General features: G+C 70.8%; 25 protein-coding genes. 17 read left to right on the forward strand and 8 right to left on the reverse strand.

Annotated elements, in window-relative coordinates; genetic code table 11:
• Window positions 1–13 precede the first annotated feature (13 nt).
• On the reverse strand, window positions 14–487 hold the full coding sequence (locus tag F7R91_RS21175) for a hypothetical protein (protein WP_225320720.1): 474 nt from the start codon (window positions 485–487) through the stop codon (window positions 14–16).
• A 231-nt stretch (window positions 488–718) separates the two neighbouring features.
• Window positions 719–1357 carry a DUF4232 domain-containing protein gene (locus F7R91_RS21180; RefSeq protein ID WP_150950654.1) on the reverse strand — a complete coding sequence of 213 codons (639 nt, stop codon included), beginning with the start codon at window positions 1355–1357 and terminating at the stop codon, window positions 719–721.
• Window positions 1358–1554: 197 nt separating this feature from the next.
• On the opposite strand from F7R91_RS21180, the gene F7R91_RS21185 reads away from it, so the two are divergent.
• From F7R91_RS21185 to F7R91_RS21200, 4 genes are all read left to right on the forward strand, one after another.
• On the forward strand, window positions 1555–1806 hold the full coding sequence (locus F7R91_RS21185) for a hypothetical protein (RefSeq protein WP_150950655.1): 252 nt from the start codon (window positions 1555–1557) through the stop codon (window positions 1804–1806).
• A gap of 111 nt (window positions 1807–1917) precedes the next feature.
• A complete protein-coding gene (locus F7R91_RS21190) occupies window positions 1918–2142 on the forward strand; it encodes a hypothetical protein (RefSeq protein WP_150950656.1) in 225 nt (74 codons plus the stop codon).
• A gap of 124 nt (window positions 2143–2266) precedes the next feature.
• Window positions 2267–3580 (forward strand): cation:proton antiporter domain-containing protein, encoded by a 1314-nt coding sequence (locus tag F7R91_RS21195; RefSeq protein WP_150950657.1) that lies wholly within the window; start codon window positions 2267–2269, stop codon window positions 3578–3580.
• Between the two features lie 147 nt (window positions 3581–3727).
• A complete protein-coding gene (locus tag F7R91_RS21200; RefSeq protein WP_150950658.1) occupies window positions 3728–4213 on the forward strand; it encodes an alkaline phosphatase family protein in 486 nt (161 codons plus the stop codon).
• A gap of 36 nt (window positions 4214–4249) precedes the next feature.
• Here F7R91_RS21200 and F7R91_RS21205 read toward each other — a convergent pair whose 3' ends face one another.
• From F7R91_RS21205 to F7R91_RS21220, 5 genes are all read right to left on the reverse strand, one after another.
• Complete coding sequence (locus tag F7R91_RS21205) at window positions 4250–5137, reverse strand: ABC transporter permease (protein ID WP_150950659.1); 888 nt, start codon at window positions 5135–5137, stop codon at window positions 4250–4252.
• Window positions 5124–5921 carry an ABC transporter ATP-binding protein gene (locus F7R91_RS21210; protein WP_150950660.1) on the reverse strand — a complete coding sequence of 266 codons (798 nt, stop codon included), beginning with the start codon at window positions 5919–5921 and terminating at the stop codon, window positions 5124–5126. The genes F7R91_RS21205 and F7R91_RS21210 overlap by 14 nt, the downstream gene beginning before the upstream one ends.
• A 38-nt stretch (window positions 5922–5959) precedes the next feature.
• Window positions 5960–7066 (reverse strand): aliphatic sulfonate ABC transporter substrate-binding protein, encoded by a 1107-nt coding sequence (locus F7R91_RS21215; RefSeq protein WP_150950661.1) that lies wholly within the window; start codon window positions 7064–7066, stop codon window positions 5960–5962.
• Between the two features lie 160 nt (window positions 7067–7226).
• Complete coding sequence (locus F7R91_RS44280) at window positions 7227–7340, reverse strand: putative leader peptide (protein WP_408056051.1); 114 nt, start codon at window positions 7338–7340, stop codon at window positions 7227–7229.
• Between the two features lie 116 nt (window positions 7341–7456).
• A complete protein-coding gene (locus F7R91_RS21220) occupies window positions 7457–8674 on the reverse strand; it encodes an acyl-CoA dehydrogenase family protein (RefSeq protein ID WP_150950662.1) in 1218 nt (405 codons plus the stop codon).
• 466 nt (window positions 8675–9140) lie between these two features.
• Here F7R91_RS21220 and F7R91_RS21225 point away from each other — a divergent pair, with 466 nt between their 5' ends.
• The 12 genes from F7R91_RS21225 (at window position 9141) to F7R91_RS21280 (ending at window position 21757) form a co-directional block, all read left to right on the forward strand.
• Window positions 9141–10349, forward strand: a complete 1209-nt coding sequence (locus F7R91_RS21225) for a S8 family peptidase (protein WP_150950663.1) — start codon at window positions 9141–9143, stop codon at window positions 10347–10349.
• Between the two features lie 219 nt (window positions 10350–10568).
• Window positions 10569–12041, forward strand: coding sequence for an anthranilate synthase component I family protein (locus F7R91_RS21230; protein ID WP_225320721.1), 1473 nt, complete (start codon window positions 10569–10571; stop codon window positions 12039–12041).
• Complete coding sequence (locus F7R91_RS21235; RefSeq protein WP_150950665.1) at window positions 12038–12622, forward strand: anthranilate synthase component II; 585 nt, start codon at window positions 12038–12040, stop codon at window positions 12620–12622. The genes F7R91_RS21230 and F7R91_RS21235 overlap by 4 nt, the downstream gene beginning before the upstream one ends.
• A 43-nt stretch (window positions 12623–12665) precedes the next feature.
• Complete coding sequence (locus F7R91_RS21240) at window positions 12666–13385, forward strand: SDR family NAD(P)-dependent oxidoreductase (protein WP_150950666.1); 720 nt, start codon at window positions 12666–12668, stop codon at window positions 13383–13385.
• 305 nt (window positions 13386–13690) lie between these two features.
• A complete protein-coding gene (locus tag F7R91_RS21245; RefSeq protein WP_150950667.1) occupies window positions 13691–15112 on the forward strand; it encodes a phenylacetate--CoA ligase family protein in 1422 nt (473 codons plus the stop codon).
• Window positions 15102–15770, forward strand: coding sequence for a prephenate dehydratase (locus tag F7R91_RS21250; RefSeq protein ID WP_150950668.1), 669 nt, complete (start codon window positions 15102–15104; stop codon window positions 15768–15770). The genes F7R91_RS21245 and F7R91_RS21250 overlap by 11 nt, the downstream gene beginning before the upstream one ends.
• A gap of 21 nt (window positions 15771–15791) precedes the next feature.
• On the forward strand, window positions 15792–17078 hold the full coding sequence (locus F7R91_RS21255; RefSeq protein ID WP_150950669.1) for an amidohydrolase family protein: 1287 nt from the start codon (window positions 15792–15794) through the stop codon (window positions 17076–17078).
• Window positions 17075–18274 carry an MFS transporter gene (locus F7R91_RS21260; RefSeq protein WP_150950670.1) on the forward strand — a complete coding sequence of 400 codons (1200 nt, stop codon included), beginning with the start codon at window positions 17075–17077 and terminating at the stop codon, window positions 18272–18274. The genes F7R91_RS21255 and F7R91_RS21260 overlap by 4 nt, the downstream gene beginning before the upstream one ends.
• A 24-nt stretch (window positions 18275–18298) precedes the next feature.
• On the forward strand, window positions 18299–18958 hold the full coding sequence (locus F7R91_RS21265) for a flavodoxin family protein (RefSeq protein WP_150950671.1): 660 nt from the start codon (window positions 18299–18301) through the stop codon (window positions 18956–18958).
• 55 nt (window positions 18959–19013) lie between these two features.
• Entirely contained in the window at window positions 19014–19652 is a 639-nt protein-coding gene (locus F7R91_RS21270) for a phenylalanine--tRNA ligase beta subunit-related protein (RefSeq protein ID WP_225320730.1), read from the forward strand.
• Window positions 19649–20347: a hypothetical protein gene (locus tag F7R91_RS21275; RefSeq protein ID WP_150950673.1), complete on the forward strand. Its 699-nt coding sequence runs from the start codon at window positions 19649–19651 to the stop codon at window positions 20345–20347. The genes F7R91_RS21270 and F7R91_RS21275 overlap by 4 nt, the downstream gene beginning before the upstream one ends.
• A gap of 66 nt (window positions 20348–20413) precedes the next feature.
• The gene (locus F7R91_RS21280; protein ID WP_150950674.1) at window positions 20414–21757 is read left to right on the forward strand and encodes a recombinase family protein; all 1344 of its coding nucleotides are present in this window, start codon (window positions 20414–20416) and stop codon (window positions 21755–21757) included.
• A gap of 18 nt (window positions 21758–21775) precedes the next feature.
• On the opposite strand, the gene pdxR is transcribed toward F7R91_RS21280, so the two are convergent.
• Window positions 21776–23191, reverse strand: coding sequence for a MocR-like pyridoxine biosynthesis transcription factor PdxR (pdxR, locus tag F7R91_RS21285; protein ID WP_150950675.1), 1416 nt, complete (start codon window positions 23189–23191; stop codon window positions 21776–21778).
• 121 nt (window positions 23192–23312) lie between these two features.
• On the opposite strand from pdxR, the gene trpD reads away from it, so the two are divergent.
• Complete coding sequence (gene trpD / locus F7R91_RS21290) at window positions 23313–24386, forward strand: anthranilate phosphoribosyltransferase (protein ID WP_225320722.1); 1074 nt, start codon at window positions 23313–23315, stop codon at window positions 24384–24386.
• The last annotated feature ends 66 nt before the right edge of the window (window positions 24387–24452 follow it).

A 24452-nucleotide genomic window follows, 5' to 3' on the forward strand; every position in this document is an offset into this window, starting at 1 on the left:
TCAGCCGGTCCGGTCAGCCCTGGGTCGGCTCCGGCTGTGGAGGGGTGTTGTTGTGCACCTCTCCCTTGACCACGCCGGCCGCGAAACCGCCGTCCCGGGCATGGATGTTCGCGTTCCCGCCAACGACCATGCTGGAGTCGCCCGCTCGCACAGCGGGCGTCGCTGCTGTCGCGGCGAGGAGTGTGCGCAGCTGCTCGACGGCGGCCCGGTCCCGGTCACCGTCGTTCATGTCCTCCAGCACCATTTCGAACCGGGTCCGCCATGCGCTCTGTTCGCTGATCCGGACGTCCGCCTCGTCGGGTCCACCCGTCCGCAGGGCGTCGGCGGTCCGGTCCAGCCGTTCCAGCTCCCGTTGTTCACGCCCCGAGTCGCCTCGGCCGAACCAGCGTGCCACGGTCTGCCGCAGCTCCTGCCATGCGTCCGTACCGGCTGCCGCGATCACCGCCGCGCTCCCGGCTGCCGCTAACGTCGCCACCTCGTCGAGCAAGACGCCCTCCCCGCTCCGCGCAATGTGCCCTGGGACAATAATGCCCAACGATCGGCGATCGCGCCGAAGTTGGGCAAACTTGCCATGCCGGCTGTTCCTGGGCGGTGTTGCTTCGCCGACGATGCCTGCTCGGCTTCAGGCGCTGTGCCGGGTGGTGGCGTTCTCGTGGGTCAGGCCCACGGCGGTCCGCAGTCGGCCGTCCGGACCGCCGTATGTTCCCCCTGGTCGCGCCTACAGGCTCAGCGCATCCTCCGCGTTGCCCACCCACGGAGTCACGGAGTTCTTGTCGGGCGAGACGTACAGACCCGGTGTTGACGCCTTGAGGGGCGTCTGCTCCAAGTCGGACTCCGTGTTCATGGTCATCGCGATGGAGTCGACGGTCTTGCCCGTGCCGTCGTTCGTGCCGCCCATGAGCCCGGCGTACGCCGACTCGCCCGGCGCGAGCTTGAACGCCTCCTCGATGCCGGGGGCCTTGCCCCGCTCCGTGGCCTGCCCGTCCAGATCACCGAAGGTCACGATCGGGTGGCCCAGTACCCTGCACGCCTTGGAGCTCTTGTTGGTGATCTTCAGCAGGTAGCTGCTGCTCGTCGGCTCCGCCAGGTTCGCGGTGAACTTCACGTCGTAGGTGCTGCACGGGAAGACGTCGTAGTCGGGGTCGGTCTCGGGGTCGGTTCCGGGGGAGGACGACGAGCCGTCCTCGCCGCCGGCCGAGCCCTTGTCCGGGGACGCCGTCGGCGTCGCGGGCTTCGTGGGGCTCGCGGTCGTTCCGCCGGCCCCGCCCGCCGCGTCGTCCTCGGTGGGCCCGCAGGCGGTCAGGGCCAGTCCGGACACGACGGCGAGGGCGACGGCGAATCTGCGAACAGTGCTCATGGTGATGTCCCCCGAGTGAGTAGTGCGAAGTCGTTGATCGAGCACAAGCGTCGCTCAGGATCTTCACAGCTTGGTGACGGTGTCTCGTCGAATCGACCACGGTTGGCCAGGCGAGCGTGACGAGGCAACTGGAAGCGGCGCTTCCTGTGTGCGAGTTTCGGAACGCGGGCATACACCCCGTCACAGGGGGGTGAAACATGTCTGTTGCGGAGTTGCTGGTCGGCTTGGTGCTGGGCCAGCTGATGGTGGTCAGTGATGTCCTGCCTCGCTGGGCATGCCCTCCGCCGCTGCTGCCCCCGCCCTTTGCCGGATACGACCGGCAGTGGTTGCCCCGGCCGCCGTACTGGACTCGAGTCGCCAAGCTGGTCGTGCCGGCGCTGCTGTCACGCAACCACGATGGCCGCCTTCCCTCGGAGCTGCTGAGGGTGGGCTCACCGCGCGCTGCCTAGAGGGGCACATCAGCGGGCGCCGTGCGTGCCACCCGCCGAACTCCCAGAAAGCCGAGTTGCGTGGTCACGCCCGATCTTTCGGTTGTTCCTGCGTGGGTTGCTCTGGTTCTCATGGTGGTCACCACGATCGCCACGACGTTGGTTGCACTGACCCGTCTGGTCGCGCGCACCCTGCCGCAGAGGTCCGGTGACCGGCTGGAGTGGTGGAAGACCTACCTCGCCTACCGGCTCGAACGCCGCCGCCTGCGTAAGGAGCAGTCTGGTGCGCAGGCGCAGGAAATGGTGGAGGACGACGGCTTGTCGGTGCCTGGGGGCGGCGATGGCGGTACGAGATAGGGGGCCCACCCCCCGGGCACGTGATCTCCCGAACAGCCGCAATCTCGGCAATCGTGAGGTATCGATCACATCCCCCTTACTCTTGGCCCGCCCGGGCAACCACGGATCTGGACGGGGAGCGGCGATGAGTGACACCTCATGGGCAGGTGCGGCGGTGGCCGGGGTCACCGCGGCGTACGCACTGGTCTCGCGGCGGCTTGCGCCCACTCCGCTGACAGCGGCCATCGTGTTCGTGGGCTGCGGGATCGCCCTCGGCCCGGTGGGTCTGGGCGTGATCGAGCTGGAGCACGAGGGCGGCGGGCTGCTTGCCCTGTTGGAGGCCGCGCTGACCCTGGTCCTGTTCACCGACGCGATGAGCGTCCGGATGCGGGACATGCGCAGTGGCGGGTTTCTGCCCGGCAGGCTGTTGGGCATCGGGCTGCTGCTGAGCATCGGCTTGGGCTGGCTGCTGGCCTGGCCGCTGCTGCCGGGACTCACGGTGTGGGAGCTGGCCCTGGTCGGGGCAGTGCTCGCGCCCACCGATGCGGCCCTGGGCAAGAGCGCGATCTCCGACACCCGGGTTCCGGCGTTGGTCCGCCAAGGGCTGAACGTGGACGGCGGGCTGAACGACGGGATGGTGCTGCCGTTCTTCGTGCTCTTCCTGGCTGCCGTGCCCGGCACGAGCTACGCCGAGGAAGGGGTGGCCGGGACGTTCTGGCGGGCGCTGGTCCTCAGCACCGCGCTGGGGCTCGGGATCGGCTGGGTGGGCGGCAGGGTGTTGCAGCGGTCGCGTGCCCGCCAGTGGGTGACGTCGGAGTGGCGGCAGGTCTTCGCGCTCGCCGTCGCGGTGGCGGCGTATGCGCTGGCGGTGGTCACCCACGGCAGTGGCTTCATCGCGGCCTGGGTGGCGGGGTTCGCCTTCGGGCGGGCGCTGCGCAGCGGCGGGCCGGCCGAGCCCGTGAGCGGTGCGGACCGCACCGGGGAGTTCACCGAGAACCTCGGGAACCTGCTGGCCATGGTGGGCCTGCTGATCTTCGGGGCGGTCGTTCTCGGCCCGGCGCTGGAGCATCTGAGTTGGCGGATCGTGCTCTACGCCGTGCTCAGCCTGACCGTGGTCCGGATGGTCCCGGTGGCGATCGCCCTGCTCGGCAGCGGGCTGCGGCTGCCGACGGTGGCGTACATCGGCTGGTTCGGGCCGCGGGGCCTGGCCTCGGTCGTGCTCGGCCTCCTCGTCGTCGAGGAGCACGTGGCGGGGGTGGACCTCATCGCGCGGGTCGTCGGGGTCACCGTGGGACTGAGCGTGCTGCTGCACGGGGTGTCGGCCGTCCCGCTCGCGGGCCGGTACGGCCGCTGGTACCGGCAGTTGGCCGCGCGTGTCAGTGATCTGCGCGAGAGTACGCCGACGCCCGATGCCATCACCCGACGCCGACTCGTACCCACGGCACCGCCGGAACCGTGACGTCTGAGGCGCCACCTCCGCCTGGCGTCGGGATCACTCAGGCGGCCGTAAGTGGCCTGTCTTCGCACGCCATGATGCTTCGACCGGCCAGCCAGCCTTCATGACGATCTGTCAGGCGCCGCCCCTGCGGTCGCCGAGTTCGCCCGGATGCTCGACACGGTCTTCGGCGACGTGTCGCTCACCGCGGTCGAGTCGGTCATGGCCCTGGACGCCGACTTCTGGTTCGAGTTCGCCGACCCCGAGGCACCCAAGCGCATCCAGTCGAGAGACCTGCGCCCGGACTGGAGGAAGCGCGGCTTCCTCCGCGGCTACTGCGACAGCCGGTACACCTTCGGCCGGTACATCTCGCCCCTGAGCCCGAACCGCCCCACCGACGCCGAGGCCCTGTTCGCGCAGAACGCCGTCCTGTACGACCGCCTGACAGACCCGGCCGAGATGCGCAACCTCGCCGCCGACCCCGCCCTCCGGGGCCTGGTCGACCGCTACCGCGGCGTGCTCGAAGCCCTGATCGACCGCGAGCTCGGCACCGACACCCGCGCCTGGGTCACCGAGCGCCCCCGCCTGCTCGGCCGGCCCACCTGGCACGGCGACACCGATCAGCCGGCGGCCTCCGCGGCGGCTTCCGGCGGCTGATCGGCGCGCGGGCGGGGAGCAGAACGTAAACGCCGTTCAGCGGGTTGCCAGCAGGCCCCGGCTGCGCAGCACCCACCGCTCCAGCGGGCTGAAGATCAGCAGGTCGATGGCGATGCCGACGAGCAGGATCAGGAAGATGGCCAGGAACACCTGCGACATGCTGGCGTTGTTCCGCCCGTTCTCCAGCAACTGGCCGAGTCCGACCCCCAGATCGGGCGACGAGGCGATGATCTCGGCGGCCATCAGCGAGCGCCAGGAGAACGCCCAGCCCTGCTTCAGGCCGGCCAGATAGCCGGGCAGCGCCCCCGGCATCACGATGTGCCGGGCCCCGCGCAGTCCCGTGGCGCCCAGCGTGCGGCCGGCGCGCAGGAGGAGGGGCGGGATCTGGTCGATGCCCGCGACGAGGCCGTTGGCGACGGACGGGACCGCGCCGAGCAGGATCACGGCGTACATCATCGAGTCGTTGAGGCCCAGCCAGATCACGGCGGGCGGCACCCAGGCCACGGACGGCAGCGACTGCAGTCCGGACAGGAGGGGGCCGATGGCCGCCCGGACGAACTCCACCCGGGCGACCAGCAGGCCGAGCGGCGTACCAATGGCCAGCGCCATCAGGAAGCCGAGCAGACCGCGCGAGACGCTGGTCCAGATGTGGTCGAGCAGTGTGCCCTGCAGCCAGGCATCCAGCACCTCGTCCCACACCGCGGACGGCGGGGGGAGTTTGTAGGCGGGGGCGACCTCGGCCCACACCAGCAGGAGCCAGACGACCAGCACCAGCGCGACGGCGACGACCGGTGGCAGCACCGTGCGTGCCAGGGTTTCACGCAGCGGCGTACGGCCGGTCTGTACCGAGTCGAGTGCGTCGAGACCGGCCTCCAGTCCCGCCGGCCCCCGCGCGTCCCGGGGCCTGGTGTCAGTGCCGGCCATGGCGGCGGATCTCCCCACGCAGTTCCTCGGTGATCTCGACGGACAGCTCGGCGACGGCGCTGTCCTCGATGCGGCGCGGCTGCGGAATGCCGACGGTCCACTCCTGGGCGATCCGTCCCGGCCGTGAGGCCAGCAGCACCACCCGCTGGGCCAGCCGCACGGCCTCGCGCACGTTGTGCGTCACGAACAGCACCGACAGCCCCGTCTCGCTCCAGATGCGGGTCAGCTCGTCGTGCAGGACGTCGCGGGTGATCGCGTCCAGCGCGGCGAACGGCTCGTCCATCAGCAGCAGTCGGCTGTCCTGGGCCAGTGCACGGGCCAATGCGACGCGCTGCCGCATACCGCCCGACAGTTCGTGCACTCGCTTGCGGTACGCGCCCTGGAGCCGTACGAGTTCCAGCAGCCGTTCCGCCTCCTGCCGGCGCTCCGGCCCCGCGACCCCGCGCAGTCTCAGGGCGAGTTCGATGTTCTTGCCCGCGGTCAGCCACGGGAACAGGGCGTGCTCCTGGAACATCAGGGCGGGCCGGCCGTCCGTGCTGATCGTGCCGGTGGACGGCAGGTCGAGCCCCGCGACCAGGTTGAGCAGGGTGGACTTGCCGCAGCCGGAGGCTCCCAGGAGGGTGACGAACTCGCCCGGTGCGACATCCAGCGTGATGTCGTCCAGCACGAGCTGCTGTCCGCCGGGCAGGCCCGGAGCGGGGAAGGACTTCGAGACGTGCTCGATACGGGCGGCGTGCGTCACCGCCGTGGCGCCCTCGGCAGCCTTGGTGAGCGTGGTGGCCATGGTCGTCACCTCCTGGGAACTCAATGGGTGGGGTGTCGTTACTCGACGCCGAGACCGGCGTCGTCGGCCTTGTCCTTGCCCTCGGCCTTGAGGACCTTGTCGAGGAGCGTGAGGTCGTAGATGCCCTTCAGATCGGGCTTCTCCAGCAGGCCGGCCTTGACCGCGTGCTCCGCCTCGGTGTTGAGGGTGGCGGCCAGCGGGTCGTCGAGGAAGGTGACCGACTTCCAGGCCGGGTCGATGACCTCGGCGGGCAGTTCCTTGCCCGACAGCTCCTTGAGCGCCGCGTTGGCGGATGCCTTCGCCTTCTCCGGGTTGGCGTTGATCCACTGATTGGTCTTCACCGAACCGCGCAGCACGGCCTCGACGACATCCGGGTGTTCCTTCAGGAACGTCTGCGACACGATGATGTTCGTGATGACGAACTTCTTCCCGGGCCACAGCGTCGACTCGTCGAGCAGTACCTTGCCGCCCTCGGCGACCAGTTTGGACGCGGTCGGCTCCGGCACCCAGGCGCCATCGATGGAGCCGGACTTGTAGGCGTCCGGGGTGATCTTGTTATCGGTGCGGATGACGGAGACGTCGCCCTTGCCGCTCTCCGCGTCGACCGTCCAGCCCCGGTCCGCGATCCAGTTGAGGAACGCCACGTCCTGCGTGTTGCCGAGCTGCGGGGTCGCGATCTTCTTGCCCTTGACGTCCTTCAGGGACTTGATCTTGTCCGGGTCGACGACGAGCTTCACTCCGCCGGACGCGGATCCGCCGATGATCCGCAGGTTCTTGCCGTTCGACTTGGTGTAGCCGTTGATGGCGGGGGAGGGGCCGATCCAGCCGATGTCGATCGAGCCGGCGTTCAGCGCCTCGATCTCGGAGGGGCCGGCGTTGAAGGTCGAGGTCTTGATCGTGGTGCCGCCGAGCTCCTGCTGGAACAGGCCCTCCTGGACGCCCACGAGTGCGGTGGCGTGCGTGAGGTTGGGGAAGTAGCCGATCTTCACCTCGTCGGCGGAGAGCTTCTTGGCGTCCGCCGCCACCTTTGTCTGCTTGCCGTCATCGGTGGATTCGGAGCCGTATCCGCAGGCGGTCATCAGGAGCGGGAGCGTTGCTATGACGGCGATGGTGCGCAGGGCGGTGAGCGGTCTTGCGGCAGACACGGAGGTGTCCTTTCAGGGATGGGTGATCAGGGAGGTGCGCAGATGCGTGAAGTCATGGCGGCACTCCCGCCGGCCCCGGGAACACGGGGATACGGGATACGGGAATTACGGGGGTACGGGGCGCTGTCAGCCGAAGTGCCGTAGGGCTCTGTGGACGGACTCAGAAGATCCGACAGATGGCACTGGACGTACGGCCGAGGTCGACGTGGCGTCGCGAGGTCAGAAGGGGCAGCAAGAGCTCTGCACCGTTGCGCGTGCTCATGGCCACCCCCATAGATCCCTAGCTTTCCTACCTGGTTGCTAGGGATCGTGCCAGACGGCGGCGTCCAGCCCAAGAGGGTGTTCATATGATGGACGCCGAGATCTCACTCTTTGGGCTCAGGGAGCGACTCAGACGGGCAGGACGAAGGGTGGGTGTGCGCCGTTGAGGAAGTAGTCCCCGACGTTCTGGAGCCGGTGGGTGACGGGCTCGTACAGCGTGTGGGTCCGGGCATTGCGCCAGAAGCGGTCGAAGCCCAGCCGCGAGGAGACGGAGCGGGCACCGATGACGTCGAGGGCGCGGGCGGTGGACTCCTGCGCGGCCCTGGAGGCGGCGGCTTCGGCCATGGCCACCAGGACCGAGATCTCCGCGGAATCGTCGTAGGTGAGGTCTTCGCCCCGTGCCAGCCCGCCATGGACGGCTGCCCGTGCCTGATCGGAGAGTGCGGCCGCGGAGCGGGTGAGGAGGGTGAGTTCTCCGTACATGGTCAGCACATGTGGGTCCTGGGGCACGCCGGCCGGCCAGGCGGAGTGGCCGGCTCTGCTGTACTCACGGGCTTCGGCGAGCACCCCCTCGGCCATGCCGAGACAGAGGTGGACGGAGAACAATCGGCCGACCGGTGACATCAGGGCGGCGAGAGGCGACAGTTCGTCCTCGTCCACGGGCAGGGAAGCGAGTACGTCGTCGGCGGCGACCGGTACGGCGTCGAACTCCACGCTCCCGCCTCCCGCGAGCCGCTGGCCGAAGGTGTCGGAGTCGTCGGCAATGCCCACGCCGTGATGGGCGGGATCGACGACGACCGCGAGTGGTTCGCCCGTGTCGGCCCGCACGGCACGCACGGCGAGGCGGTCGGCGACCAGGACCCCCGTGAAGTAGCTCTGCCGGCCGTCGAGCACAAGGCCGTTGCCTTTCCTGGTCAGTGTCAGCGGCGGTTCCTGACCGGCGAAACCACCTCCCCAGCACCACCGCTCGGTCGCGGACTGCCGCTCGACGTGGGCGGCGCGAGAGGCCTCGGTGAAGAACCGGGCGCACCACGACAAGAAGTAATGACAGCCGAGCAGTTGACCGATCGCGCCGTCGGCCGCGGCGATCTCCCTGACCACGTCGTACGCCGTGGGCCAATCCGCGCCGCCTCCCCCGAGCCCGGCCGGTACGAGGAGTGTCAGCAGGCCCGCCTCACGCAGCCGGGACACCTCGTCGAACGGGGCCTTGCCTGCCAACTCCCTGGCCACCGCGTCCGTGGCCAGGTCGTCCGCCGTCTCGCGGGCCACGCGCATCCAGTGCGCACAGCCGGGCCCGGCCGGGCCGGACTGCGAAGCGGGGCCGGACGGCGCGGGGACAACGCCCATGGAAGCGGTCTCCTCGAGGTCAACGGCACGATGCCGTGTCGGGGCTTTCTCGCTGGTCGGGAACGTACGTGTCACGTCCTTGGCGAAGAGCCGGGCGGGATCGGTGCTTTCGGGGACGAGCACGAGGTGGCCGACGACGGGAGCGGAACCGTGTCCGTGGTCCCGGCGGTGCGTAGGGCACGCGCAGACATGCGCATCATCCTGCGCATACGCCGACGGGACCGTCAACGCTTTCCCAGTAAGTCGATAGGAAAAATAGGGAAGTCTGCCCCAGCAGTTTCAGCGGCCGCCTACGGCACGGCTGACGTGTGGACCACATGGACCAGTGGATGGGCGCCCGTGCGAGGTAATTGATCAACCCCATGAGTAAAACGTCACGGACGCGGCACCGTTGCGAGCAGTATCGCCATCCTCGCCGGAGCAGCAGCGGCGACATCGGTCCGCTCGAGGAAGGCTCTCTTTCAGCATGCGTGAAATCTTCACCGCCCGGCGTCGGGCCATCGCCGCGACCACCGCGGTCGTGGCGACCGCCGCCCTGGGAGGCAGTGCCGCCCTGCCTGCCGAAGCGGCCCCGGCGGCCGGCCGGGTCCTGGAGGAGGACTCGCCCTCCGGCATTGACAACAGTTACCTCGTCCTGCTCAAGCGGTCGGCCGGATTCAAAGCGGGCTCGCGGGAAGGCGACGAGTTCGCGGCCAAGTACGGCGCCGTCGTGGACCGAACGTACAGCTCAGCTGTCAACGGCTATGCAGTCCATGTCAGCGCGGCCGGAGCGAGGAGTTTCGCGGCGGATCCGGCGGTCGCGTTCGTCGAGAAGGACCAGAGGGTCGGCCTCGACGCGACGCAGGTCAATCCTCCTTGGGGACTGGACCGTATCGACCAGGCCAACCTTCCGCTCAGCAGGTCGTACACCTACCCGAACACGGCGGGCAACGGCGCGCGGGTGTATGTCATCGACACCGGCGTGCGCATCACGCACCGGCAGATCGCCGGGCGCGCCACATACGGCTACGACGCGATCGACCGGGACAACGTCGCCGCGGACGGCAACGGACACGGCACCCATGTCGCCACCACGGTCGCCGGGACGACGTACGGTGTGGCGAAGGCCACCAGGGTCGTTGCGGTGCGCGTTCTCAACAACAACGGCTCGGGCACCGTCTCGGGGGTCATCGCGGGCGTCGACTGGGTCACTTCGCATCGGGTCCGTCCCGCGGTCGCCAACATGTCGCTGGGCGGGGCGGCCAGCACCGCGCTCGACACCGCGGTGCGCAACTCCATTGCCGCCGGCGTGACCTACGCGGTCGCCGCCGGCAACTCGAATGCGAACGCCGCCAATCAGTCACCGGCCCGGGTGGCGGCCGCGCTCACCGTCGGCGCCACGACCAGTACCGACAACCGGGCCGGCTACTCCAACTACGGCTCCATTGTCGACCTGTTCGCCCCCGGATCCTCGATCATCGCCGGATGGCACACCAGCGACACCGCGACAGCGACCCTGTCCGGCACCTCGATGGCCACACCCCATGTCGCCGGAGCCGCGGCCATCTACCTCACGTCCCACCCCAGCGCCGGCCCCGCGACCGTACACAGTGCCCTCGTCAACGGAGCGACGACGGGAGTACTGCGCAACATCGGCACAGGCTCACCCAACAGGCTCCTCAGGGTCGTGCCGTAGCCGTTCGACCTGCCGGATGCCGAGAATGGTCCCCTCCCCAGTCACCCAAGTGGTATGGACCGTGAGGTGCCCGGTTTGGTGAAGTCTGTCGTACGGAAGGTGTGCCCGCCACGGTGACGGCGGACGCAGTACGAAAGGCTCTCTTAGGTGTCCTTGTTGTCAGTACCGAGTACGACCGGGCGGGGGGAACCCCAGCGCGCAGGGCGCCTCCGGGTCCAGGTGGAGTCCACCGCCCGCGGACCCAGCGACCCCCTGCGCGTGTACGAGGCACTGTCCCGCACCCGTCGACAGGGCGATGTGTACCTGCTGGAGAGCCTGGACGGGCCGGAGCAGGACCGGCTCTCGGCTGCCGTCGGCTGGGGCCTCCTTGCCGAACTGCGCGTCTACGCCGACAGGGTGGAGCTCACCGCCGGTCCGGAGCTCGCCGACGCGCTGTCCGACGCCTTGGCGGCCGGTCCGAGCCGCTCGGCCGCCGACGGGTCGGGTACCCGGGTGTGGGCGGTGTCCGGGCCGGACGAGGTCTGGGAGATCCTGCGCCGGGTGCAGGACGCCTTCGAGGTGGACACCGATGTGCCCGCCGACACCTTCGCCTTCGGATTCCTCACCACGCTGTCCTACGAAGCCGCGTGGAGCATGGAGCAGCTGCCGCAGAGCCAGGACGAGGCCGGCCTGCCGCGCTGCACCCTCGCCCTGTTCCGGGAGACCCTCTGGTACGACGTGCCCACCGGCACGGTCCGGCACCTCTCGGCGCGGTCCGGCGCATGGCCGGCGGACACCGGTCGGCCCCTGGAGGACGTCCTCGCCGAGGCCGCGTCGCCACCCGCCGGTGACGCGGACGTGCCCCCGGCACCGGCCCCGCGGACCGTGCGGGACTCCGTGGACGAGGAGACCTTTGCCAAGCGGGTGGACCGCTGCCTGCGCCACATCCAGGTCGGCGACAGCTACCAGATCCAGATCGGTCACCGCATCGACGTCGAGACCGATCTGACACCCGGCCAGGTCTACCGCAGACTGCGCCACCGCAACCCCTCCCCGTACATGTACCTGGTCCCGTGGGCCGGTCGTACGGTGATCGGGGCGAGCCCCGAGCTGTTCATCCGGATCGAGAACGACACCCTCTCGATGCGCCCCATCGCCGGCACCGCACCGCGCGCCGCCGACCCGGCCGAGGACGCCCGGCGCGTCGCCGGACTGCGGGCCAGTGCCAAGGAGCAGGCCGAGCACGTCATGCTCGTCGATCTGTGCCGCAACGACATCGGACGGGTCTGCGTGCCGGGCACGCTGGACGTCACCTCGATGATGGAGGTCGAGCCGTTCGCCTATGTGCATCACCTGGTGTCGACCGTGACCGGACGGATCACCGCTGCCACGGACATCTGGTCGGCCGTCTGTGCCACCTTCCCGGCGGGCACCATGACCGGCGCACCCAAGCTGCGCGCCATGGAGATCATCAACGACATCGAGGACGACACCCGGGGCATCTACGCCGGAGCGCTCGGCGTGGTCGACGTGCGAGGCTTCGCGATGCTCGCCCTGTGCATCCGCACGGCCGTCCACGACGGCCGCCGGTACTCCACCCAGGCGTCGGCCGGTGTCGTCGCCGACTCCACACCCGCGGGGGAATGGCGGGAGACCCTGGCCAAGATGAGCGCCACCTACTGGGCGCTGACCGGTGAGGAACTGCTGCCGTGAAAGTCCTGCTCGTCGACGCGTACGACAGCTTCAGCCACATCATCGACCAGTACCTGATGATGCTCGGCGCGCAGACCGAGGTGGTCCGCTCCCGGACCCGCTCGGTCGAGGAGCTCCGTGGCACCGAGCCCGATGCCGTGGTGCTCGGCCCGGGCCCCGGTCACCCGGCCGACTCCGGGCACGTCGAGCTGGTGCACGCGTTCGCCGGCCGGGTGCCCTTGCTCGGCGTGTGTCTCGGGCACCAGGCGATCGGCCTGGCCTACGGCGGACGAATTTCCGTCGCGCAGAACCTGATGCACGGCAAGACCAGCCCGGTGACGCACGACGGGGAAGGCGTCTTCACCGGGGTGGCGGCACCGCTGACGGTGACCCGCTACCACTCGCTGATCGTCACCGACCCGCTGCCGGGGGACCTGCAGGTCTCGGCGACCTCGCTCGACGACGGCTACGTGATGGGACTGCGGCACCGCACCCTGCCGGTCGAAGGGGTGCAGTTCCACCCGGAGAGCGTGATGACCGACGACGGCCTGCGGCTCTTCGGCAACTTCCTCGAGCGAACACGCACCACGGCGGTCCGCTGAATCGCCGGCACGGCACACGGCAGTATCCACGGGGGGAACACAAGTGAGCACGACGAGAGGAACACCGTCGCCGGTGGCAGTCGTCACCGGCGGCGCGGGAGGCATCGGGCGCGCGGTCACGGCCGCGCTGGCCGATGCGGGCCACCGGGTGGTGTCCGTGGACCGGACCGCCGGGGCGGACCCGGCGGCCCATGCCGAGCTGGTCGCCGACCTCGGAGACCCCGAGGCGGTCACCGCACTCTTCCGGCGGATCGAGCAGGAGCACGGGCTGCCCGAGTCGCTGGTCAACAACGCGGGGATCTACGAGGCCAGAGACTTCCTGGACTACACACCCGAGGACTACCGGCGCGTCCTCGACGTCAACGTCGGCGCTGCCTTCTTCGCCACCCAGGCGCTGGCCCGCGCGCTGATCGCGGCGGACCGCCCCGGCAGCGTGGTCAACATCGCATCCATCAGCGGTCAGTCGGGCAGCCCCGACACCGCCTACGGAGCCTCCAAGGGCGCCGTGATCGCGCTGACCCACAGCCTGGGCCGGTCCCTCGCGCCGCACGGCATCCGCGTCAACGCCGTGTCACCCGGGCTGATCGACACCCCGATGGCCGCCCGCATCCCCGCCCAGCGCGCCGCGGAGTACCGCGCCCGCATCCCACTGGGCAGATTCGGCGCAGCCGCTGAGGTCGCCTCAGCGGTGCGGTACCTGACCGGAGCCGACGCCCACTACGTCACGGCGAGCGTCCTGGACGTCAACGGCGGGTTGCACTGAGCGCCCGCCCCTGAGCACACCGCCCGCCCCTGAGCACACCGGACGCGCAGCCTCCGGCCGCGCCGCTCCGGAGCGCCCACCCCGACTCGCAGCGCCCGGTCGGCACACCCGCGCCTGCCCTGTCGCAACTCTCGTCCGACGCGCCCGCGTCAGGAACCCTCACCGAGCCAACCACCGATTCCATCGAGCCGCCCGCCGGGAAGCCTCCCGCCGAGGACGGGCCATGCCCGCACGGCGCTGCCCCGCGCTCGGCCGGCCGCCTCCTTCCCGACGCATGCGCGACCCGACAGAGAGGACCCAAGTCCATGTGGCTGCCCACCCAGGGCCCCGCGGCGGAGTTCGCCACCCGCTACCTCGCCCTCCACGAGGCCTTCTACGCCCGCACCCTCACCCAGCACGAACTCGACGACTGGCGCGCCCGCCAACTGGGCACCGTACTTGCCCAGGTCCGCGACGGATCGCCCTTCTACGCCCGGCACTTGAGCGGAGTGGACCTGGACGCCGTCACCCCGGCAACCCTGGCCGACCTGCCCTTCACCACCAAGAACGACCTGCGCAGCGAAATGCTCGACGTGCTCAGCCGCCCGCTGGCCGAGGCGGTCTTCTTCTACGAGACCACCGGCACCACCGGCCCCGCCACCCCGTGTCCGCGCGACGGCCGGGAGGTCGTCGCCAGCAACGCCCATGTCACCGAATCGTGGGCGTCGATCTTCCGGCACCACTTCGGCGACCATCGGCCGCGCATCGGGCTGATGGGGCCCACCGAGGTCCACTCCTTCGGCGACACTCTCGGCGACATCGCCCGCAACACCGGTTCGATGAACGCCAAGATATGGCCCTACTCCCCGGTGATCGGTTTCCCCAAGGCCCTGCAGTTGATGAGGGACCTTCAGCTGGAGGTCGTCTGCTGCACGCCCGGGGTGGCGCTGACCCTGGCCAAGGCCGCCGAGCACTACGGCTACGACCTGCGCCGCGACTTCGCGGTCAAACTGCTCTTCGTGACCGGCGAGATGTGCACACCCGCACTGGCCCACAACCTGGAGTCCGTGTGGGGAGCCGACGTCTACAACATCCTCTACGGCTCCCAGGAGGCCTTCGTCATCGCGACGGCCTGCCGGAACAAGCGGATGCACCTGTCCCAGACGAACTACCTCATCGAGGTCGTGGACCCCGAGACCGGCGACTCCCACGGCCCGCACGGCAGCGGAGAACTGACCGTGACCATGCTGGTGGACGGGGTCAAGCCGCTCGTGCGCTACCGCACCGGCGACGCCGTCGTCGTCGAACCCTCCGACTGCGACTGTGAGATGCCCGGTGACGTCGTGCGCATCGTCGGCCGCACCCTGGACCGGCTGGAGCTGGGAGGCCGGCAGTTCACCGCGGGACAGATCGAGACCGCCGTGCTGAACGGGGTGACCGGCTCCGCCGGGTACCAGGTCGTCATCGAGCGGGACACAGACGGGCGCGACCGGCTCACCGTCCGCCTGGAACTGCTCAAGGACCTGGTCGAGGATCCGGACGTGCTGGCCGACCAGGTCCGCGCGCGGGCCGCCGAGGCGCTCGGGGTACCGGTGACCATCGAACTCAGCGACGGCCTCGACCCCATCGTCAGCACCGGCGCCTTCGTCAGCTGGAAGGCCGCCCGTATCGTCGATCGGCGCACCGCACCCGACCACGAGACCCAGGTCGCCCGGAAGATGGCGGCGAACCGCGGCTATGAGCGCTGACACGGCGCGGCGTCTCGCCGAGGAGTACACGGAGCGCTGGAACAGCCTGACCGAGCGCTGGTCCCGCCGCCCCGGCAGCACCTTGGGCACGCTCGGCCCGTCCGGAACCTCCAGCCACCTCGCCGCAGGACTGCTCGTGGAGCGCCACGGCCTGCACATCAGGCTCTTCGACACCTTCGACGACGTCTTGGCGGCGCTGGTCGACCGGAAGGTCGAGTACGCGCTCGTACCCAGCGCCTACCAGGGCCTGACCCGCTTCCACTGGCACCGTGACCTGCGTCTGGTGGCGTTCTTCCCGCAGGCGACCCCCGAGTACGGGATCGCGGCGCCGCCGGAGACGGGGACGGAGACGGAGATGGAGATGGCGACGGAGACGGTGTCGGAGGCGGGCCGCGGACCGGTCAGGGTGGCGGCCATGTGGGAGGTCCGGCGGATCTACGCCGAGGTGGTGCCCGCCGCGCTCAGCGGGCGGGAGGTGCGCTGGGTCGACGCCGACTCCACCCAGCACGCCGCCGAGATCCTGGCAGCCGGTGGCGCCGACCTGGCCGTGACCAATGCGCCGGGCGTCCTCGCCCACGGCCTGAGCTGGGTCGCCCGCAGACCCGGCGCCGAAATCGTCTGGACGGTCTTCGGCCACGCCGAACCGTCCCCCCTGTGAAGGACGGGAGAAGACTCACCCATGCCCCGCAAGACTCTGCTGCACCGCGCCATCGTCCAGGAGGGACTGGGCAAGGCGTCGGTGCCCCGGCGCAGCGTGCTGATCGACGGCGACCGCATCGAGGCGGTGCTGCCCGAGGACCTCGCGCCGCTGCACTCACCCGAGGTGCGGGTTGTCGACCTCGACGGCCGCACCGTGATGCCCGGCATGACGCTCGGGCACACCCACATCGCCTATCTGAACATCCTCGACGGGCGGGAGATGCTGTTCAAGTACTCCGTCCCCGAGGTCACCCTGGCCGCCGCCGAGAACGCCACCCGGCTGCTCTCCCTCGGCTACACCGCCTTCGTGGGCGCCGGCTCGGTCGCCGGCATCGACATGGCGCTGCGCAAGGCCGTCGACTCCGGTCGGCTGCGCGGACCCCGGATCACCCCGTGCAGCCGCGACCTGATGGTCTCCGGGCCGCCCGAGCGGCGCAACCCGGAGGTGAAGAAGCGCATCCCGACCGACCTGATGCGGCTCGCGGACACTCCGGAGGAGATGGCCGAGTACGTGGCCACGGAGATCTCCCAGGGCGCCGAGATCGTGAAGGTCTTCTCCTCGGGCGACGACACCTTCCCCAACGGGCGCTCCCATGAACTGCTCTTCACCGCGGAGGAATTGAAGATCGCGAGCCGCACCGCCCATGAGTACGGCGCGCGTATCCGCGCCCATTCGCGGGGACTTGACGGCATCCGCAACGCCATAGCCGCCGAGGTCGACGTGATCGATCATGCCACGTACGCCGACGACGCGGCACTGGAGGCCATCGCCGAGCGCGGCATCTTCGTCGTGCCGAGCCTGTTCCAGCCGCACAAGCTGCTGACCACCGGGACCCGGCACGGCAAGACAACCGACTACCTGGAAAGCCTGGAGTTCCAGGCGGAGATCGACAACACCCTGCGCATCCTGCCGCTGATGGTCGAGATGGGCATCCCGGTCGTGGCGGGCGACGACTTCGGCTTCGCCTGGACCCCGCACGGCACCTACGCGGAGGAACTGGAGGCCTACGTGTCGATGGCGGGCATCCCGGCCGCCACGGTCCTCACCTGGGCCACCACCAACGGGGCGCGCCTGGCGGGCCGGGGCGACGACGCGGGCACGGTCCAGCCGGGACGGCTGGCGGACCTCGTCATCACCGGTGACGACCCGGCCGAGGACATCACGGTGCTCAGCCGGACCGGCGGCATCGAGACGGTCCTCCTCGGCGGCGACACCGTCGCGGGCAGCCTCGAGGCCTACCCCACCCCGGCAGGAGCGGTCCGATGACACGTACTCAGAACCGGCTGCCCGTCCTGCCGCTGCTCGCCGTGGGAGCCTTCGCCATCGGCACGGACACCTTCGTGGTCGCCGGCGTGCTCCCGGAGGTCGCCACCGATCTGCGGGTCAGCCCCGCCGACGCCGGCTGGATCAGCACGCTTTTCGCCCTCACCTACGCCGTGTTCGCGCCGGTGCTCGGCGCGCTCACCGGAGCCTGGGAGCGGCGTGTCGTCCTCGTGGTGTCGCTGACCGGCTTCGCCGTGGGCAACGCCGCCTCCGCCCTCGCCCCCGGTCTCGGCTCGCTGCTGGCCGCCCGGGTGCTCACCGCCGCCTGCGCCGCGCTCTACGTTCCCGCGGCCTCCGCGTCCGCCGGCGCGTTGTCGGCGCCCGAACAGCGGGGCAGGGCCCTGGCAGTCGTCCTCGGCGGGCTGTCCGCCGCGACCGTCGCCGGAGTTCCCTTCGGCACCTGGGTCGCCGCCGACCTCGGCTGGCGCTCCACGTTCTGGCTGCTGTCCGCACTGGGCCTGCTGTGCGCGGCCGCGGTGGCCCTCGGCCTGCCTCAGGTACGGCTGCCGGCCGCGCCCGGCCTTGCTGCCCGGCTCGCCCCGGTGCGCGACCCACGCGTGCTGCTCACGGTGGGCACCACCCTGCTGTTCATGACCGGCGGCTACCTGGCGCTCACCTACATCGGGCTGATCCTGGACCCCGTCACCGACGGCGACGGCTCGGACCTCGCCCTGCTTCTGCTGGCGTTCGGCGTCACCGCGATCGCGGGCACGGTGCTGGGCGGGCGCGCCACGGACCGGTACGGCGCGAGTCCGGTGCTCGCCGTCTCCGTCGCCGGCCTCGCCGCGGTCCTCGTCACCCTGCCGCTGACCCGTTCCACGGCGATGGGTGCCGTGGTGGCGATGGCGCTCTGGGGCCTGGCCGCGATGGCCACCCAACCGCCCCAGCAGCACCGCCTGTTCGGCATCGCACCGACGTCCGGGCCGCTGCTGCTGTCACTGAACTCCTCGGCCACCTTCCTCGGGATCTCGCTGGGCGGCTTCCTCGGCGGGCAGGTGGTACGCACCGGCGGCACCCATGCCCCCGACACCCTCGGGGTGGCCGGCGGCTGTCTGGCCGCGCTGTCCCTGGTGACCGCCTTCGCCGTGGCCCGTGTCCGGACCCGCGAGGAGCCCGCGCTGGTCGCCGACACCCGCTGACCCGCCGACACGTTGGGGGAGACCTTGCAGGAACAACGACCCGTCGTCCTCGGTATATGCGGCTCCGAACGGGCAGGCGGCAACACCGACCTGGCACTGGAGCACGCGGCCGGTCTGGTCGCGCTGCGCGGCGCCGACTTCCGGACGATCCATCTGCGCGACCACCGCGTGTCGCCGTGCAGCCCGTGCGGCGACTGCAACTACCGTGACGACCCGTGCGCGTTGCCCGACGCCATGCCGCAGATCATCGCGGAGATGAAGCGCGCCGACGGCATCATCTACGCGACCCCCGTGCACGGCTTCGGTCTCGCCCACCTCATGCAGATCTTCATCGAACGGGCGGGTGTCGGCTTCCTGCGGTTCGACAGACCGCTCGCCAACAAGGTCGGCGGGATCATTGTCACGGGCCGTCGCTACAGCGAGGGCTCTGTGCACAACCAGCTCGTGGACAACCTGCTGCTCAACCGGATGATCCTGGTCGGCAGCGGCTTCCCCGCCGTGCTGCGCAACACCTCCAGGGCACCCGAACTGAGCGACACCGAGGGTCTGGAGGCGGTGGAGCGGATGGTGCAGCGGATGCTCGACATGATCCTTCTGCTGCGGCGTCATGCGGACACCACCGGTGAGCCCGTGCTGCCCCCGCACGACCGCAACGAACGCGCCGGACGGGTGCGTACGCACTGAGCCGATCACCGACCGGAATACATCCGGCAACGAACAACGGGAGACTGCCTTGAACGTGCCGGCACTGAGCGCAGGCACCAAGCCGTCCGGAGCGGCGGAGCTGACCCGCTTCGCCGCCGTCGCCGCAGCGGTCGACACCGCTGCCCTCACCGCCCAACTCGCCCGGCGGCGCCAGGCACTCGCCGAGCGCCCCGGGGACGTCTACGACCGCGCGGACGAGGTCGCACAGGTCTACGCCCGGTGGTTCGCCACGTACGACATCATCTGCCCGCTGCCCGGCCAGATCGCCGCGGCCCGCCGCAAGGGCCTGCCGGCGATCGGCCCGGCGGTCGACGCCCTGCTGTACGGCGAGCTCACGACGGGTGTGCTGATGGGGGTCCAGGACGCCGAAGCCGTCGACGGCGGACTGCACTTCGACTGGGCCGCGCAGGGCGAGACCTTCACCGGGTTCCGCTCCACGGTGACCTGCTCCCAGGACGAGCCCGTGGTCCGCGACGCGACCGGCATCGTCGCCTCGGTGCCGCAGGGCCCCGACCGGCGTACCAGCGTCACCAAGTCCTCCCGCCACCTGGTCTTCACCGTCTACGACGCACCTGGCCTGGACATCAGGGACTTCGACACCGGGGTGCGGGTCCTGACCGATCTCCTGAGGGAAACCGGATCGGTCCCCGACGTCCAGGAGGTTGTGCTGTGACCACGTCGGCCGGTCCGGCGGCGGCCGTGGAGCGTGCGGACCTGCCCCACGGCTGCCTGCCCAGCAGGCACCAGCGGCGCATCCTCGTGTGCGCCGCAGCCGCTCCCACCGGTCCCTCGGAGCTGCACCGGGCCACGGCCCGCTGGCAACGCCAGTACATCGGAGGGGTCTTCGTACGGATCCCCGCGACCGCCACTCAACAGCACCGCGTTCTCGCCGAGTTCACCGCCGCCGGCTGCTCCCCGCAGACCACGCACTTCTACCGCCCTGCCGACCTCGCGGCCCTGGGCCCGCTGGCCCGACGGATCGCGGGACTGCGCCTCGCACACGGCTGCGACCCGGTCCGCACCGCCGAACTGCTCGTCCTCGGCGCGACCGACGTCGTCGGCCCCTACCCGCCGCAGGACCTGGCGGCGGCGCGTGCCGTGGCCAGGTGCGTCAACACCCATATCGGCGAGGACTGGCTTGTCCGACCCGAGGCGACCCCGATCCCGGGCACCTCCCCGCCGGCCGGAGGGCCGCAGGCCCATCGCGCCCCCACTCCCGGCGAGCTGGACGACCACTTCGCCGACACGGCGAGGGCACTGGCGGCCGAGGCCGAATCCCGCCTGGAGATCCTCGACCAACTCCCGCCCGACACCGGCACCGACTGCCGGGCCGCACCCTACGCGGTCACCGGCCCCGGCCACGGCTGAGCCGACAGACCGTATACAGCGACACAGAACGAGCGCCCCCCGGGGCGCCCATGGGGGGTTTCTGTCTTGCGCACCACCGCCGCACTGCGTGCCCTGCTCGACTTCGACACAGCGGATTACATCGACCACGCCAGGAGCGTGGGCCGCGACCGGCTCGACCCCGCACTGCGGGCCTGGATGGCCGAGGCCTACGAGGATGTGACCGTCATCCTCGCCCTCGACGGGGACCGGCTCAGCCGCCAGGAGCGTGCCGTTCTGCGCCTGGCCGAACTCGTCTTCCAGTCGGAATGGAAACTCGCCCTGCCCGAGGGCGAGAGCCCCGAGCAGGTGGCCGCCCGGGGCGGCGGACCACTGGACCGGCGCGGCAAGCGCTACCAGCCCTACGGCAACGTACGGCTGCTCAACCATGCGCTCGGCACCCGCGGGCACGCCCCGGACAGTGCAGTGGAACGCGCCTGCTGGCAGGCCGTCCGGGCCATCGCGTCCGGCTGGCGGGCCTATGAGCAGCGCACCGTCGACGGCACCGAGACATGGGCACAGGACGCCCTGCCCGATCCGGCACTGCTGGGCGAGCGCATCGTACGGCTGGATGCGCTGGTGTCGCTGACCGGCGGCCGCGCACCGGCGCTGCGGCCCGCCGCGGCCACACCGCCCCGCCGCCTGCGCGACTATCTGACGCCCCACTGGCGCGCGAACATACTGGAACACCTGACCGTCCTCCCGCAGACCACCCAGCACGACGAGGTCACCTTCCTGCGGGTGATCCATCTCGTCGAAGCCACCACCTGGGGCGTGCTGGCCCGGGTGATGTCCGCCGCCGAGTGGCTGCGGGCCGAGCGGTGGGAGTACGCGAGCGAGTGCCTCGACCGGGCCGCGGCCCTGGCCGCCGCACAGACCGAGGCCCTGCTCGTGATGCGCCGGACGATGCCCGTGGAGCATTTCCACGGCTTCCGGGCCGCGACCGGCGACGCCAGCGCCGTCCAGGCGTTCCCCACCCAGCTGCTGCACATCCATCTGCTCGGCGTGCATCCCGAGAAGGTGCAGGCCCTGCACGAGGCCACCGAGAACGCCTACGTCCTGCTGCACCATAACCCGGACTTCGAGCCGCTGAGGGACCTGCTGCACCGGGTGCCCGACGAGGCGGCGGGACGACGCGTGCTGGACGCCGCCCACCGCCTCGACCAGGAGCTCTACGCCTGGCGGAAGATCCACTACGGGGTCGCCATGCGCTATCTGCCGGCGCAGACCACCGGCTCGGGCGGCACCTCCGGCGCCCCGTATCTGCGCAGCTTCTACCAGGACCGCCTGTTCGACGCCGACCGCTCCCTGCTGCCGCAACACCGCAGCGCGGAGACGGCCGCACCCGGCCCCTGGGTCCGGGCCCGCCCGGTCCTGTCCCCGTTCAACTGACCTGCAAGCGGCCGGAGTTCAGGAGGCCCGACGGACCCCGCCGGGCTGCCGTTCATAGGCCTGCCCGATCCGTCGGACCGCCTCCTCGATGCCCGACTCGCCCAGGGCCGTGTACCCCAGCACCAGCCCGGGCCGAGCGGTGTGTGGCCGGTCGTGGAAGACCCGGCCGCCCTTGACCAGCACGGACAGCTGCAGCGCCTGCGTCACCAGCGCCTCCTCGTCCAAGCCGGCCGGCAGCGCCGCGAACACATGCAGTCCGGCGACCGGACCGACCAGTGTGGCGACGGGCAGATACCGCTCCACGGCCCGCATCAGCCTGCCGTGCTGCGAACGGTATCGGGTCCGCATCTTGCGCAGATGTCCGTCCAGCAGCCCGCTGCGCAGGAAGTCCGCGAACGCCAGTTGCATCAGGCCGTCGCAGCCAAGGTCCCGGCGCACCCGCACCCGCTCCATCACCGCGGTCAGCTCCGGCGGCAGCACCATCCAGCCCAACCGCAGCCCCGGCGCGAGGAGTTTGCTCGCCGTGCCTGCGTAGATCACCCGGTCGGGACCGGTCGGCTGCAACGCGAGGTGCCGGCAGCGCTGCTCCAGCCACAGCCCGCCGTCGTAGTCGTCCTCGATGATCCAGCCATCGATGTCCCGGGCCCAGCGCACCAGCTCCTCCCGGCGCTGCGGCGACATGGGCACCCCCAACGGGAACTGGTGCGAGGGCGTGACCAGGACGACCCGTACGCCGCTCGCGTACAGCGGCTCGATCTCCAGCCCCTCCGGGCCCACCGGCACCGCCACCGTCCGGATGTCGTTCTCCTCGATGAACTGCCGCTGCCGGTCATGACTGGGGTCCTCCACCGCCAGTCGGTCGATGCCCAGTTCGCGCAGCGCGGCGCAGACGAGCCCCAGAGCGTGCGCGAAGCCGCCGGTCACCATCGTGTCGTCGGGACTGCCGAGCACCCCCCGCACCCGGCCGAGGTAGGCGACCAACTCCGTGCGCAACTGGTCGAGTCCGAGCAGCGGGGGATAGCCGAGGCCCTGCCAGCGGGTCGACTCCAGCGCCCGCAGGTAGGAGGCGCCCCACTCGCGGTGCGGGAACGTCACCGGGTTGGGCGTGCCCGGCAGCAGGTTGAACCGCACCGGCGGGATCGCCCGGTCGACCAGCACCACTGGCTTCCTGATCCGGGTGTCCGCGTGCGCCGCCACCCGGGTACCCGAGCCGCGCACCGACTCCAGCAGGCCCTCACCGGTGAGTTTCTCGTAGGCCTCCACCACCACGCTGCGCGAGACCCGCAGGTCCTGCGCCAGCTGCCGACTGGACGGCAGCCTCGTGTGCGGTTTCAACAGCCCCCGTTCCACCTGATGCCGTACCTGGTCGGCGATCTGCGCGCCGAGCGGGACCGGTCCGTCCCGCACGACCTCCAGCATGACGTGCCATGTCATATCTCCCCCTTGTCCTCCATTCTACGGACGCAACGAACGTACAGCCGACCGGGATTGGTCCGGTGGCGAGCCGGTCGACTGGTCTGGTGCCGGTCTTTTCCCGCTCGGCAGACTGCGGGATGTGACAGTCCGTGAAAGCACCAGAACCTGGCCGGACCTGATCGCCTCGCTGCTGGACAGGCACGACCTGCAGGCGTCCGACACCGCCTGGGCGTTGGACCAGGTGATGACCGGATCCGCCACCTCCGTCCAACTGGCGGGACTCCTCATCGCCCTGCGCGCCAAGGGGGAGACGGCCGCCGAGGTGCTCGGCCTGGCCGACACCATGCGCGCCCACGCCCTGCCCGTCGAGATACCCGGCCCCACGGTCGACGTGGTGGGCACCGGCGGCGACCGGGCCGGCACGGTCAACATCTCCACCATGGCCGCCGTCGTGACCGCCGCGGCCGGGGCGCGGGTCGTCAAGCACGGCAACCGGGCCGCCTCCTCCGCCTCCGGCTCGGCCGATGCCCTCGAAGCGCTCGGCGTCCGGCTCGATCTGACGCCGGATCAGGTCGCCGGGATCGGTACAGAACTCGGCATCACCTTCTGCTTCGCCCAGCAGTTCCACCCCGCTCTGCGGCACGCCGCCCCGGCCCGCCGTGAACTGGGCGTCCCCACGGTGCTCAACCTGCTCGGCCCGCTGACCAACCCGGCCCGTCCGGCCGCACACGCCGTCGGTGTGGCCTTCCCGGACCGCGCCCCGCTGCTCGCCCGCGTCCTCGCGCGGCGCGGGGAGAGCGCACTCGTCTTCCACGGCGAGGACGGACTCGACGAACTCACCGTCACCACCACCTCCCGCGTGTGGAGCGTCCACGGCGGCGCGGTGCACGAGAGCGTCTTCGACCCCCGGGACGTCGGGATCGGCCGTGCCCCGGCCGACGCCCTGCGCGGAGCCGACGCACGTCACAACGCGCAGGTCGCACGCGCCTTGTTCGCCGCCCGGCCCGGCCCGGTCCGGGACGCGGTGCTGCTGTCGGCGGCCGCGGCACTCACCGCGCTCGCCGCCGTGACCGACCCGGACGTGGCCCGCCGCCCCCTGGCCACGCGGATCGGGGACGAGCTGGGCCGGGCCGCCGCGGCCATCGACTCCGGGGCGGCCACCGAGCTGCTCGCCCGCTGGGCCGAGACCTCCGCCAAGCTCGCGGCGCCCTGACCACGCGGCCCGCCGCCCGCTCGCCGACCCCTGCGGGCCCGCAGTCCCGCCCACCGAAAGGCGCAC

The sequence above is a fragment of the Streptomyces luteolifulvus genome, assembly GCF_008806595.1.
In the GTDB taxonomy this organism is placed as follows: Bacteria; Actinomycetota; Actinomycetes; order Streptomycetales; family Streptomycetaceae; genus Streptomyces; species Streptomyces luteolifulvus.